Below are 13248 nucleotides of genomic sequence, written 5' to 3' on the forward strand. Positions count from 1 at the left end.
GTCGCCAGGAAGCTTCTAACCGTGCTCAACGCAATGATGCGCGACCGAAAACCTTATATGATCGCCCCATCGACATAACAGTTGCCGGCTCTGCGAAGCAGCGTAAGAACGCTGCAGCGCGTCCGGGACACGAGAGCTCGCATTTCGTCTCAAATTGCAACCCGCGCGTGCAAGAAGTCTTGATCGGCGGTGATCTAGAGGTGATGGCCCGCCTTGAACGCGGCCTCCGGCGACAGCGACTAACCTCTAGAGTGCATCAGGATCAGCGGAACGTGATCGAGCTTCCCCCTTGTAAAGTACCAAAATGGTGCTTTAGTGCTTTCCATGAGCCCGTCGCCCCGAAACGCGCCATCGGCGCTTCGCTACAGGCTTGCCCCTGACCCGGCCGCCAAGGCTGCGATGGAGGCGACGTTCAAGGCCTATGACCGCATGATGGAGATCCTCGATGAGGTCGCGCGGACCCACAATGTGGGCTCCAACGTCGTGCTGCTGCACGCCCATGCCTATGAGCCGATCCGGAAAGAGACCGCGCTGCCGTCGCGGCTGGTGACGCTGGGCCTGCGTGACCGCGCCGATTATCGCGCGGCGCAGGGCCGCCGCCTGCCGCTCGACGACAAGCTCGCCAAGATCAAGGGCCCGGCCACCATTTCGATTTCGACCGTGCAGGGGCGCTTCAGCGTGCCCTTCGATTATGCCGGCTACGCGGAGGGCTGGGGGCAGAGCGTGCCCGCGCACCTGATCCGCACCGACGACGGTTTCGAGGTTCACTACGGCGTCACGCCGAACAGTCTGCCAGAGGAGGAGAACGCCATGGATACCATCGCAGCCGCTCCCGAAAACTTCCTGTCCCGGGTCGGACGTCTGATCGCCGGCATCGCCTATGACGCGATCGAGCAGGCAGAGGGCAACAACAAGCTGAAAGTGGTTGGCCAGGCCATCCGCGAGATCGAGCGCGCGGAGAGCGAGGCGCGCGATGGGCTCGCGGCTGCGCGCGCCGAGGAATACCGCCTCAATGCGCGCCGCACCGAGATTGAACGCGAGATGACCGATCTCGCCGCCAAGATCGAAGGCGCGATCACGGATAGCCGCGACGATCTCGCTCGCGCCGGCATCGCGCGGCAGATGGATCTGGAAGCGCAGTTCGAGGTGCTCTCCCGCGCCATCGACGAGAACAACGAGAAGATCGAGCAATGCGTGACCTCGTTGCGCGCGGTGCTCTCAGCACTCCAGGATGCCGAGCAGCGACGCATCGATCTCGAAAAGAGCGAGGCGGAAGCAAGCCATCAGGCCTCGCATTCGCCCCGCAAGCGCGGCGGCACGTCCGCTGCGGCGAAGGCACTGCGTGCGGGCAGGGCGGTGGCGCGCGCCACCGGCGTCCCGCCGGGCATCCCGTATTCGAGCGACATCGACGAGCTCAGCGCGTTGCATCGCAACAAGGAGATTGCGGCAAGGCTCGCGCGGTTGAAGTCGCGCTCCTGAGGTTCGTGTCATGAGCGCATTGCTCGAACACGTCATGTCGCCCGAGGTCAGGCCGTTCGCGATCGCGGCGGCCATGATCCTCATCGTCGGCACGCTCGAAGTGGTCACCATGCTGGTCGGGGCCTCGCTCAGCGAGATGCTCGGCACCAGCATCGATTTCAGCCATCCCAGCGACAATGGCGTCATCAACGCCATCTCCTGGATCAATGTCGGCGGCGTGCCGCTGCTGATCTTCCTGCTGCTGGCGCTCGGCGCCTTCTCGATCACCGGCTTCCTGATCCAGGACGTCGCGCGGATGGTGGCCGGTCCCTTGCCGGCATCAATCGCATCGCTTGCGGCGGTGGTCGTCTCGGTCCCGCTGGTCCGCGGCGCGAGCCGGAGCATCGCGCGGATCATTCCGAAGGACGAAAGCTACGCCATCGGCCTCGGCGATCTCGTCGGCCGCGTCGGCGAGGTCGTGGTCGGCCCGCTCGACCAGGGTCCGCCCGGCCGCGTCAGCGTCGCCGATATCCACGGCAACCGCCACTTCGTGCTGGCGGTCGCAGCGCCGTCATCCGCGCCGCTGCCGCAGGGGACCCTGGTGCTCCTGGTCGATCGCGTCGACACCCGTTTCGTGGCGGTCAGGGCCGACGATGAACTGAAACCGACCAAACCCACTCTAAGCAGCAGCTAAAGTCATTATCGGAGAAAGTCATGTTCGACATCGCAGTCCCGGCCATGATCGGCGTCGCGCTGATCGTCGTTTTGGGGATCATCTTCACCATTCTCTACAAGCGCGCCACCCGCGACGAGGCCTTCGTGCGCACCGGCCTCGGCGGCAAGAAAGTCGTGCTCGACGGCGGCGCCATGATCCTGCCGATCTTCCACTCCTATGCCAGCGTCAATTTGAAGACGCTACGACTGACCGTCGAGCGCAAGGAGCGGGAATCGCTCATCACCAAGGATCGCTTGCGCGTCGATATCGTTGCGGAGTTCTATGTGCGTGTCCGCCCCGACGATGAGAGCATTGCGCTTGCGAGCCAGACGCTGGGTGCACTGACCAACGATGCCGAAGCGCTGCGTAACCAGGTCGAGGCCAAATTCGTCGATGGTCTGCGGTCGGTGGCGGCCACCATGTCCATTCTGGAGCTGCAGGAAAAACGCAGCGATTTCGTCAAGCACGTGCAAGCGACCGTCGAGTCCGACGTGAAATCCAACGGGCTCGAGCTTGAATCCGTGTCGCTCACGAAGCTCGACCAGACCGACGTCAAGTTCTTCAACCCCGAGAACTTCTTCGATGCCGAAGGTCTGACCCAGCTGAAAACCGTCACAGAGACCCGCCGGCGCGACCGCAACTCGATCGTGCGCGACAACGAGGTGGCGATCGCGCAGAAGGATCTCGAGGCGCGGCAGCAGACCCTGACGATCGAGCGGACCAAGAAGGAGGCGGAGCTGTCGCAGGAGCGCGACATCGCCAACAAGACCGCGAGCACCCGCGCCGAGGTCGCAACCGCCACGCAGACGGCGCGTCTGACCGAAGAGAATGCCCGCATCGACACCGACAGGGCGGTCGCCGAGAAAGAGGCCGGCGCCAAGCAGGTCAAGGAAACCGCGGTGATCGAATCCGACCTGGCGATTAACAAGCGCAAGACCGACGCCCAGCGCGAGATCCAGATCGCGACGCAGGAGAACGAGATCCAGATCGCATCCAAGAGCAAGCAGACCTCGGAGGCCGTGGCCCAAGCCAAGACCGCCGAAGCGGTCGCCGTCTCGGCGGAGGAAAAGGTCGTGACCGCACGCGCGGTCGAGGTCGCCGATCGCGCGCGTCTTACCCAGGTGCTCGCCGCCCGCACGGAAGCCGAGCGCAAGTCGACCGAGCTGATCGTCGCGGCCGAAGCCGAAAAGAAGGCGTCGCTCGACCGCGCCGAGGCCGTCAAGACGTTGGCCACCGCCGAAGCCGAGTCCAACAAGATCAAGGCAGTCGGCGTCAGGAACATCGGTGAGGCCGAAGCCGCCGTCATCACCCTGAAGAACGAGGCGCAGAATAAGCTCGGCGCCAACGTCATCGATTTCGAGATCGCCAAGAAGCGGATCGAAACCATGCCCCTGGCGCTGGCCGAGATGGTCAGACCGATCGGCAATCTCAAGGACGTTCGCATCCTGCACACCGGCGGCGCCTTCGGCGGCAACGGCACCGGGGGAGGCAATGTCGGCTTCGGCGAAGGCCTCGCCGGCGAACTGCTCAAGGTGCACGCGCTGCGTCCGATGATCGACGAGATCCTGCGCCAGAGCGGTTTCGCGCCGGGCGACGATCCCGTCAAGGCACTGGTCGGCGCCGTGACCGGCAAGGCCAACGGGGCCGCAGCCGCGCCGGCGGCCGTACCTGCGCCGGAGAAAACAAACACTGCCGATCTATGAATGCCGGTTCATTGCTGCGGAGAATTCGAATCGATATGACGGATCTCGTTGCGCGTCTCGCGTCGCGCAACGCTCCGGAGTGCAGATCGATCGTGTGTTGAACCTTTCGATCGCACCCCGGACTGATCTTGAGAGGCAACGCCATTGGTTGCTGCGGCGCCTGCGCCGATCGACGTCAGGGGCCGAGGGCTGATTTCGATCGGGGATTTCACATGAAGTATTTTCTGTCTGGACTGATTGCCTTGGGCCTGTCCCTGGCTGCCTCGGCGTCCTTTGCCGCCGATGCCCGCAACGTCACCGTGGTCAACGAGACCGGCTACGCCATCAAGTTCCTGGGCTTCAATGCCCCTGACGATGGCCTGGACGAATGGGATAACGAGCTCGACAAGGTGTTGGCGAACCAGGCGAGCACCTATGTCGAGTTCGACGACGACGACGAGGGATGCGTCTGGAACATTCGCGTCGACTGGGAGAACTACAACGAATCCGTTCTGTGGAAGAACGTCAATCTCTGCAAGTTCACCGCACTGCGGCTGCGTTATGACTCCGGCACCAAGACCACGTCTTTCGTCGCCGAGTAATCGTCTCGGATGATCAGGAGGAGGGCCCCGCCACGCTCCAGAGGCCCTTCCTCGATGCTTTGCGAACGATGGCGAATTCGTCCTTTGCAAGCGCAACCGGCTTTGTTATACGCAGCCGCGCGCGAACGACGGGTTCGCCTTTTCCTCGGTAGCTCAGCGGTAGAGCATCCGACTGTTAATCGGATGGTCGCTGGTTCGAATCCAGCCCGGGGAGCCAAATTCCGCTTTATTTTCAATTATTTACAAGCGCACATTGATGTGACGCGCGATCTTGCTCGTTCGATGTTGCAGCTTCGCTGCGCCGGAATCCCGTACAGAATCGCGTTCAAGCGGATGTGTACGGCCCAGGCGCCCATCGCGACGCAGGCGGCACCAAATCGACTTAATTGAAATCGAGCCTGAGGGGGCCGGACTCTTACGGAGCTGATTCCCATGCCCGACGACCAGATCGGCCGTGCCCATCAGGCCCCCTCGATTCTGCCGGCTAATATTCCTGAATTGAGCGACGATGAGTGTCTCGCCTGTCTCGCCCGCGCGGTCGAGACTCCCGAATCCGCGCGGCTGGACGAAGTGGCGGCGCTGATCGGGCGCCTGGCGGTCGCGATCGAATAGGCGATCTCGACGCCAATACCTGCGTTGCGCAGCCGTCGGCTGACCGGCCAACGGACGTGTTGCGTTTTTTCGGAGCCTGTTCCAAAGATGCCGCCAACTCATCTTACGCGGCTTGGTCCGCCTTGCAGGGTCCGTAAATGTCCGGTTTCTCGACCGCGCGCCAAAAAATGGTCGATGGCCAGGTGCGCACCAATGACGTCACTGATCGCCGCATTCTCGATGCCATGCTCACGGTTCCCCGCGAGGCCTTCGTGCCGGCGAGCCGGCAGGCGCTGGCCTATCTCGACATCGATCTCGACGTCAGCGAGGGTGGCGCCAAGCGCTTCCTGATCAAGCCGCAGCTGACCGGCAAGCTGCTCCAGGCCGCCGAGATCGGCGAAGGCGACAATGTGCTGGTCGTCGGCTGCGCGACTGGCTACCTCGCCGCGCTGACTGCGAAACTCGCGCGCCAGGTCACGGCAACGGAATGCGATTCGGCGCTCGCCGCCAAAGCCAGGGACGCGTTCGCTGCGATGGGGCTCGCCAACGTCAGCTGCAAGGCGGCCGCCTGTGCCGAGGGCGATCCGGCTGCCGCTCCCTATGATGTGATCATCCTCAACGGCGCCACTGAGGTGACGCCGGATGGCCTGTTAGGCCAGCTCAAGGAGGGCGGGCGGCTGTTGGGCGTCGCGGCCGAATCGCGGCCGTCGCGGGCCGTGAGTGTGACCCGCACGCACGGCGAATTCGGTCATCGGCCGTTGTTCGATGCGGCCGCCCCGGTGCTTCCCGGGCTGGAACGGGCCGCCGCCTTCGTCTTCTGACGGCCCAAACCCTGTTAAAATCCCGTTCTGAATCAGAAGTGTGGCCGGGATGCTGCACGTGAAGAGTTTCCACTGAGAACGCCTCGGAGGTAGTTCCGTCGCGCTTGACCGCGTCCTATGTTGCTGCGGGGCAACGACTCCACTCGGATACGGTAACCAGGCTCGCGGGCACGAGCCTGACGTGAGAATGAACGGATTTTCAGGGATGCATGGGGTGAAGCTCTTCACCGGAGCTGCGGTTTCGGTCCTCCTGGCGGCAATCGCCGGGCCGACGCCTGCATTGGCGGATACGATCGAGGCTGCGCTGGTGCGCGCCTATCAGAACAATCCGCAGCTCAACGCACAGCGCGCCCAAGTGCGCTCGACCGACGAAGGTGTGCCGCAAGCGTTGTCGGGCTATCGCCCCACGGCCAAGGTGACTCTCGGCACCGGGTACAATTATCAGGACGTCCAGGCGGCACAGAAGGGTGCGATCGTCACTCTTCCCCTTCAGCCCAACAGCGCGAGCCTGACCGTCAACCAGACCCTCTACAACGGCAACCAGACCGCCAACAAGACGCGCGCGGCGGAGAGCCAGGTTTCCGGTCAGCGTGAAGCGCTGCGCAGCGTCGAGCAGGCCGTGCTGCTTCTCGCTGCCACGACTTACATGGATTATCTGCGCGACGCTGCCACGCTCGAGGTCCAGCGGAGCAACGTACGTGTGCTCGAACAAACGCTGAAACAGACCCGCGATCGCTTCAACGTCGGCGAAGTGACACGCACCGACGTCGCGCAATCCGAAGCGCAGCTGGCTGCTGGCAAGACGCAGGCACTCACCGCCGAAGCGACTCTCACGACGACGCGCGCCAAGTTCCGCCAAGTCATTGGCAACGAGCCCGTGAACCTCGCGCCTGGCTCGCCCGTCGACCGGTTTCTGCCGGCAACGCTCGCTGCGGCTGTCGACCTGTGTCTGGTTGAGTATCCCGACATCACGGCCGCGCTCTATGGCGTCGACGTCAACTATCTGCAGGTCAAGATTAATGAAGGCGCGCTGCTGCCGACGGTCGCGGTCCAGGCTACTGTCAGCACGGCCTACCAGCAGAGCCTGAGTGCCTTTCGACAGAATACCGCGTCTGCCATCGCGACGGCCACGGTGCCGATCTATCAGGGCGGCGTTGAATATTCGCTGATCCGCCAGTCCAAGGAAAACCTGGCGCAGCAGCGCCTCAATGTCGAAAAAACACGGGACCAGATTCGCGCGAACGTTGTTCAGTGGTGGGGCAATTTGCAGGCCGGCAAGGCGCAGGTGCAGTCCGCACAAGCGCAGGTCACGGCCTCCGAGATCGCGCTGAACGGCGTGCGCGAAGAGGCCAAGGCCGGACAGCGCACGACGCTCGACGTGCTCAATGCGCAGCAGGCGCTGGTCAATGCGCGCGTCGCGCTCGTCAACGCGCAGCACGACCGGGTCGTGGCATCGTACAACGTTCTCAACTACGTCGGCCGTCTCGCACCGCAGGTGCTCGGCCTCAACACCAACGTCTACGATCCGAGCGTGCACTACCAGCAGGTCCGCGACAGCTGGGCCGGCGTGCGCACGCCTGACGGACGCTGATTGCCGTAGTTTCTCCGGTCGGCCTCGCAAACAGACGAAGCCGACCGGTGCTTTGCTTGCAATCGTCAAAATCCCTGACATAGCCTTGACTGGAAGCTGCGGGTCGATTCGCTCCGCATTCGATGTTGCATGCGTGATGCTTGGGTGACGGGGCAGGGGCGCATCGCCTCGCGTCGAGCGGTGATCTGGGGACAAGTCTGGCTGTCGCGACGAAAATGTCGGGGCACACGTCCGGAACCGGCCAATCCCGTCGTGCTTGGTGTAAAACAACGCATGCGAGGGCGTTGATGATGTGGAGTCGGAGATGACGCAGCCTGCAAAGGTCACAGAACCCTCCATGGAGGAGATTCTGGCCTCGATCCGGCGCATCATTGCCGACGACGAGGCCAAGCCGCCGCCGGCCGAGGCCGCGAAGCCCGCACCGGCGCCTGCACCAAAGCCGCAGCCCATGGCCGACATTCCTCCGTCCAAAGTCGCGCCAGCAAAGCCTGCCGCCGAAAAGCCTGCGCCTCCGCCTGCTGCGAAGCCCGCTCCGCCGCCGCCCCCCGCACCTGCGGCCGATGCCGGCCCCAACAGCCAGGACGACATCGACGCGCTGCTGGCGGGGCTCGACACGGCGACGGCTGCGCCCGAAATTCGTGCTCCGGAACCCGAGCCTGAGCCCGAACCCGACGTGCTTGAGCTCACCGACGAGATGGCGATGGAGCCAGAGCCGACCCCGGCGCCGCCACCGCCGAGCTTCCGCAAGGTCGAGCCGCGCGACGACCTCGAATTCGCCGAAGCCCCGCCGCCCCGGCCGACGCCGGCGCCGTCCTATGCGCCGGTGGACTTTGACGCACCGCCGCTGCCGCCCCAGCAGCCGATCCTGGCCCAGTCGACTGTCTCGGCGGTGGAGTCCGCCTTCAACTCCCTGGCCCACACGGTGCTCAGCAGCAATGCGCGGACGCTGGAGGATCTGGTCAAGGAAATGCTGCGCCCGATGCTGAAATCCTGGCTCGACGACAATCTGCCGGGCCTCGTTGAGCGCATCGTGAAGGCCGAAATCGAGCGGGTCTCGCGCGGCGGCCGCTGAAGCAGGCCGCCCAGCCCCGATAAAGCCCTGCTCCTGTGTCATATTTGACCTGCCGGTCGGGCCGAAAAGCCCTTTTGCCGCTGAGCTTTCCGTTGACTTGAACCCCGCGCGCGGCTTTCTACCAGCCCCATGATCGAGAAAACCTACCAGCCCGCCGATATCGAAGCCCGCATGTCCGTCGTGTGGGAGGACAGCCTTGCCTTCAAGGCCGGCCGTCCCGACCGCCGCGACGCGGCGCCCTTCACCATCGTGATCCCGCCGCCGAACGTGACGGGCTCGCTGCACATGGGCCACGCCCTCAACAACACGCTGCAGGACATCCTGTGCCGGTTCGAGCGCATGCGCGGCCGCGACGTGCTGTGGCAGCCCGGCACCGACCATGCCGGCATCGCCACCCAGATGGTGGTCGAGCGGCAGCTGATGGAGCGCCAGCAGCCCGGGCGCCGCGAGATGGGCCGCGAGAAGTTTCTCGAGCGGGTCTGGCAGTGGAAGTCCGAGAGCGGCGACACCATCATCAACCAGCTTAAGCGCCTCGGCGCCTCCTGCGATTGGTCGCGCGAACGCTTCACCATGGACGAGGGCCTGTCGAAGGCCGTCGTCAAGGTGTTCGTCGAGCTGCACCGCGACGGCCTGATCTACAAGGACAAGCGGCTGGTGAACTGGGACACCAAGCTCTTGACCGCGATCTCCGATCTCGAAGTGCAGCAGACCGAGGTGAAGGGAAACCTCTGGTATCTGCGCTATCCGATCGAGGGCAAGACTTTCGACCCAGAGGATCGTTCGACCTTCATCGTGGTTGCCACGACCCGGCCCGAGACCATGCTCGGCGATACCGGCGTGGCCGTGCATCCCGGGGACGAGCGCTATCAGAAGCTGATCGGCAAGAGCGTCATCCTGCCACTGGTCGGCCGCAAGATTAAGATCGTCGCCGATGAGTATTCCGATCCCGAGAAGGGCTCGGGTGCGGTGAAGGTGACGCCGGCGCACGACTTCAACGATTTCGAGGTCGGCAATCGCCACGGCCTGCGCCGCATCAGCGTGCTCGACAAGGAAGGCTGCCTCGACCTCGTCGACAACGAGGATTACCTGAAGGGCCTGCCGGAAGGCGCCTCGCAATTTGCCGAGGAGTTCAACAAGGTCGACCGCTTCGTCGCGCGCAAGCGCATCGTCGAGCGGCTTGAGTCGTTCGGCTTCGTCGAGCGGATCGAACCGCACACCCACATGGTGCCGCACGGCGATCGCTCCAACAGCGTGATCGAGCCGTATCTGACCGATCAGTGGTACGTCGACGCCAAGACCCTGGCAAAACCCGCGATCGCTGCGGTGCGTTCGGGCGAGACGACTTTCGTGCCGAAGAACTGGGAAAAGACCTATTTCGAGTGGATGGAGAACATCCAGCCCTGGTGCATCTCGCGCCAGCTCTGGTGGGGCCACCAGATCCCGGCCTGGTATGGCCCGGACGGCAAGGTGTTCGTCGCGGAAACCGAGGAAGAGGCAATCAGCCACGCGCTCGGCTACTACGTCGAACAGGAAGTGATCACGGCCGAGCAGGGCCGCGAAATGGCGCTCGACCGCAACAAGCGTGACGGCTTCATCACCCGCGACGAGGACGTGCTCGACACCTGGTTCTCTTCGGCGCTTTGGCCGTTCTCGACACTCGGCTGGCCCGAGGACGCGCCGGAAGTGAAGCGCTACTACCCGACCAATGTGCTGGTCACGGGCTGGGACATCATCTTCTTCTGGGTCGCCCGCATGATGATGATGGGCCTTCACTTCATGAAGGAGGCGCCGTTCTCGACGGTCTACATCCACCGTCTCGTCCGTGACGAGAAGGGCGCCAAGATGTCGAAGTCGAGGGGCAACGTCATCGATCCGCTCAATCTTATTGACGAGTATGGCGCTGACGCTCTCCGCTTTGCGCTGGCGCGCGAGGCGGCCCACACGCACGACATCAAGCTTTCGTCGCAGCTTGTCGAAATCAATCGCAATTTTGCGACCAAGCTCTGGAATTCCTGCCGCTTCGCGGAAATGAACGAGTGCGCCGTGCCTGATGGTTTCGAGCCGGCGAAGGCCAAGGAGCCGCTGAATCGCTGGATCGCGCACAAGGCCGCCGAAGCCGCGCGCGAGGTGACCGAGGCACTCGAAGCTCACAGCTTCAACGAAGCCGCCAGCGCGATGTATCGGTTCGTCCTCAACATCTATTGCGACTGGTACGTCGAGCTCGCAAAGCCGGCCCTTCTCGGGGCCGACGGTCCGCTCAAGGGCGAGACCCGAGCGATGGTCGCCTGGGCGCGCGACGAGATCCTGAAGCTGCTTCACCCCTTCATGCCCTTCATCACCGAAGAGCTGTGGGAGGTGACGGCCAAGCGCGACGGCCTGCTCGCGCTGGCGCCATGGCCGCTGAAGCCGGCCGGGCCGACGCCGGAGCAGCTCGCGATGCTCGCGGCTGCGGCCGGACCGACCGATCCGTTGATCTCGCCGGCGTTCGTGATGCCGTTCTTCGACCACGCCGACTTCAGCGACCCAGAGGCCGAGGCCGAGATCGGCTGGGTGATCGACCTGGTCACGCAGATCCGCTCGGTGCGCGCCGAAATGAACATCCCGCCGGCGACGCTCACAGCGCTGGTGCTTGCGGGCGCCTCGGCCGAGACGAGGGAACGCGCGCCGCGCTGGACCGACGTCATCAAGCGCATGGCGCGTCTCTCCGACATCTCCTTCGCCGACCGTGCCCCTGATGGTGCGGTTCAGCTGCTCGTTCGCGGTGAGGTCGCCGCGCTGCCGATCAAGGGCGTGGTCGACGTTGCCGCCGAGCGCACGCGCCTCGACAAGGAGATCGCGAAGGCCGACGCCGACATCAAGCGCGCCGAGTCCAAGCTGGCGAACGAGAAATTCGTCGCCAACGCGGCGGAAGAGGTCGTCGAGGAGGAGCGCGAGAAGCGCGAGGCGGCGCTGGCCCGCAAGGCCAAGCTGCTCGAGGCGCAGGAGCGGCTGAAGCAAGTCTCTTAAGTCGAATCCCGGGCCTATTTCGGAAACGGCTTGCTGAGGAATTTCGAGCCCCTGACGCCATAGCGCCAGGGCAGCTCGACCGCCTTGGTGATGCCGATCCGGATGCCGGCCACCACCTCGACATCCTCCGTCCGCGCATGCAGTGCGAACGGCGGCCGGTCGAGGGGCAGGGTGTTGTGCGCGATGGTGATGCCGAGCGCCTCGGTCAGCTTGCCCGGACCCGAGCACAGCGCGCGGACCTCCTGGAGATGGCGGCGGCGACGCATTGCGGCGAGGCCATGCGTCGGTTCCAGCGCGCGGATCAGCACGGCCGCGGCCGAGCCCGCCTCCTCGCAGACGAAGTTGACGCACCAATGGATGCCGTAGGAGCGGTAGACATAGGCAAAGCCTGCTGGGCCGAACATGATCTGGTTCCGCGGCGTCGGTCCGTTGAAGGAGTGCGCGGCCGGCTCGGTATGATGATAGGCCTCGACCTCGACGATGATCCCGCCGACGCCGTCGACCAGCATGGTCGCCCCGATCAGATCGGGTGCCACCTCGTGAACGCTGCGCGCGAAAAAGGCACGCTTCAGCGCTTTGCCAAGCCGCGGTGTGGAAGTCTTCGAGACTGGAGCCATTCGAGGTGAGAATCGCCTGAGAACAGAGCAGGATATTGCCCATATCTGCCATGTTCCCTGAAGAGGCGCGAGCCGGGTTGCGGCAGGCAGCCAGACCGATTAGGTAGGACCTGAACAGACCGGACAGATCATGGTCGTTATTGTCGATACCATCACGAACCCGTTGCGCCCGCGTCACCCCGAAAAGGTGAACCGCCCTGATTCCGCTTCGCCGCCGAAGCCGGACTGGATCCGCGTGCGCGCGCCCAACACCCGCGGCTATGCCGACACCCGCAACATCGTGCGCGCCAACGGCCTGCACACGGTGTGCGAGGAGGCCGGCTGCCCGAATATCGGCGAGTGCTGGGACAAGAAGCACGCGACCTTCATGATCATGGGTGACACCTGCACCCGTGCCTGTGCGTTCTGCAACGTCAAGACTGGCCTGCCGAATGCGCTGGATGCGGCCGAGCCGCAGAACGTCGCCGAAGCCGTCGCCAAGCTTGGTCTTGCGCATGTCGTCATCACCTCGGTCGACCGCGACGATCTCGCTGACGGCGGCGCCGAGCACTTTGCCCAGACCATTCGCGCGATCCGCGCGGCGTGCCCCTCGACCACGATCGAGATCCTGACGCCGGACTTTTTGCGCAAGGACGGCGCGCTGGAGGTGGTCGTCGCCGCGCGGCCCGACGTCTTCAACCACAATCTCGAGACCGTGCCGTCGCGCTATCTCACGGTGCGGCCGGGCGCGCGCTACTTCCACTCGATCCGGCTGCTGCAGCGGGTCAAGGAGCTCGATCCCACCATCTTCACCAAGTCCGGCATCATGGTCGGGCTCGGCGAGGAGCGGCACGAGGTGCAGCAGGTGATGGACGATCTGCGCTCCGCGGACGTCGACTTCCTGACCATCGGCCAGTATCTCCAGCCGACCCGCAAGCATCACGCCGTGATGCGCTATGTGCCGCCGGACGAGTTCAGCTCTTACGAAAAGATTGCCTACACCAAAGGTTTCCTGATGGTGTCGGCGAGCCCGCTGACCCGTTCGTCGCATCACGCCGGCGAGGATTTCGCGCGACTGAAGGCCGCGCGGGCTGCGACCGCGCGCTGAACCGAG

11 protein-coding genes and 1 tRNA gene are annotated in these 13248 nt (G+C 64.3%); 11 read left to right on the forward strand and 1 reads right to left on the reverse strand.

Translation table 11 applies throughout. The features are described 5' to 3' along the window. The first annotated feature begins 315 nt into the window (after positions 1-315). The 10 genes from M2427_RS40195 to M2427_RS40240 all read left to right on the forward strand — a co-directional run bounded on the left by M2427_RS40195 (position 316) and on the right by M2427_RS40240 (position 11538). The gene (locus M2427_RS40195) at positions 316-1479 is read left to right on the forward strand and encodes a PspA/IM30 family protein (protein WP_280712264.1); all 1164 of its coding nucleotides are present in this window, start codon (positions 316-318) and stop codon (positions 1477-1479) included. Between the two features lie 10 nt (positions 1480-1489). Continuing rightward, on the forward strand, positions 1490-2152 hold the full coding sequence (locus M2427_RS40200) for an OB-fold-containig protein (RefSeq protein ID WP_280712265.1): 663 nt from the start codon (positions 1490-1492) through the stop codon (positions 2150-2152). Between the two features lie 20 nt (positions 2153-2172). Continuing rightward, the gene (locus tag M2427_RS40205; RefSeq protein WP_280712266.1) at positions 2173-3876 is read left to right on the forward strand and encodes a flotillin domain-containing protein; all 1704 of its coding nucleotides are present in this window, start codon (positions 2173-2175) and stop codon (positions 3874-3876) included. Between the two features lie 212 nt (positions 3877-4088). Beyond that, positions 4089-4457 carry a hypothetical protein gene (locus tag M2427_RS40210; protein WP_280712267.1) on the forward strand — a complete coding sequence of 123 codons (369 nt, stop codon included), beginning with the start codon at positions 4089-4091 and terminating at the stop codon, positions 4455-4457. 142 nt (positions 4458-4599) lie between these two features. Then, a tRNA-Asn gene (locus M2427_RS40215) sits at positions 4600-4674 on the forward strand. A gap of 215 nt (positions 4675-4889) precedes the next feature. Continuing rightward, positions 4890-5069, forward strand: coding sequence for a hypothetical protein (locus M2427_RS40220; RefSeq protein ID WP_280712268.1), 180 nt, complete (start codon positions 4890-4892; stop codon positions 5067-5069). Positions 5070-5206: 137 nt separating this feature from the next. Next, positions 5207-5869, forward strand: coding sequence for a protein-L-isoaspartate O-methyltransferase (locus tag M2427_RS40225; protein WP_280712269.1), 663 nt, complete (start codon positions 5207-5209; stop codon positions 5867-5869). 205 nt (positions 5870-6074) lie between these two features. After that, the gene (locus tag M2427_RS40230) at positions 6075-7460 is read left to right on the forward strand and encodes a TolC family outer membrane protein (RefSeq protein ID WP_280712297.1); all 1386 of its coding nucleotides are present in this window, start codon (positions 6075-6077) and stop codon (positions 7458-7460) included. A gap of 304 nt (positions 7461-7764) precedes the next feature. Then, positions 7765-8532 carry a DUF2497 domain-containing protein gene (locus M2427_RS40235; protein WP_280712270.1) on the forward strand — a complete coding sequence of 256 codons (768 nt, stop codon included), beginning with the start codon at positions 7765-7767 and terminating at the stop codon, positions 8530-8532. Positions 8533-8661: 129 nt separating this feature from the next. Continuing rightward, the gene (locus M2427_RS40240; protein ID WP_280712271.1) at positions 8662-11538 is read left to right on the forward strand and encodes a valine--tRNA ligase; all 2877 of its coding nucleotides are present in this window, start codon (positions 8662-8664) and stop codon (positions 11536-11538) included. Between the two features lie 14 nt (positions 11539-11552). On the opposite strand, the gene M2427_RS40245 is transcribed toward M2427_RS40240, so the two are convergent. Further along, on the reverse strand, positions 11553-12155 hold the full coding sequence (locus tag M2427_RS40245) for a DNA-3-methyladenine glycosylase (RefSeq protein ID WP_280712272.1): 603 nt from the start codon (positions 12153-12155) through the stop codon (positions 11553-11555). A gap of 130 nt (positions 12156-12285) precedes the next feature. Here M2427_RS40245 and lipA point away from each other — a divergent pair, with 130 nt between their 5' ends. Then, positions 12286-13242, forward strand: coding sequence for a lipoyl synthase (lipA, locus tag M2427_RS40250; RefSeq protein ID WP_280712273.1), 957 nt, complete (start codon positions 12286-12288; stop codon positions 13240-13242). Positions 13243-13248: the final 6 nt, after the last annotated feature.

The sequence above is a fragment of the Bradyrhizobium sp. BR13661 genome (assembly GCF_029892425.1).
In the GTDB taxonomy this organism is placed as follows: domain Bacteria; phylum Pseudomonadota; class Alphaproteobacteria; order Rhizobiales; family Xanthobacteraceae; genus Bradyrhizobium.

Coding starts and splice junctions, on each gene's coding strand:
- M2427_RS40200 (WP_280712265.1), top strand. CDS start 1,490: ATGAGCGCATTGCTCGAACACGTCATGTCGCCCGAGGTCAGGCCGTTC.
- M2427_RS40205 (WP_280712266.1), top strand. CDS start 2,173: ATGTTCGACATCGCAGTCCCGGCCATGATCGGCGTCGCGCTGATCGTC.
- M2427_RS40210 (WP_280712267.1), top strand. CDS start 4,089: ATGAAGTATTTTCTGTCTGGACTGATTGCCTTGGGCCTGTCCCTGGCT.
- M2427_RS40220 (WP_280712268.1), top strand. CDS start 4,890: ATGCCCGACGACCAGATCGGCCGTGCCCATCAGGCCCCCTCGATTCTG.
- M2427_RS40225 (WP_280712269.1), top strand. CDS start 5,207: ATGTCCGGTTTCTCGACCGCGCGCCAAAAAATGGTCGATGGCCAGGTG.
- M2427_RS40230 (WP_280712297.1), top strand. CDS start 6,075: ATGCATGGGGTGAAGCTCTTCACCGGAGCTGCGGTTTCGGTCCTCCTG.
- M2427_RS40235 (WP_280712270.1), top strand. CDS start 7,765: ATGACGCAGCCTGCAAAGGTCACAGAACCCTCCATGGAGGAGATTCTG.
- M2427_RS40240 (WP_280712271.1), top strand. CDS start 8,662: ATGATCGAGAAAACCTACCAGCCCGCCGATATCGAAGCCCGCATGTCC.
- M2427_RS40245 (WP_280712272.1), bottom strand. CDS start 12,155: ATGGCTCCAGTCTCGAAGACTTCCACACCGCGGCTTGGCAAAGCGCTG.
- lipA (WP_280712273.1), top strand. CDS start 12,286: ATGGTCGTTATTGTCGATACCATCACGAACCCGTTGCGCCCGCGTCAC.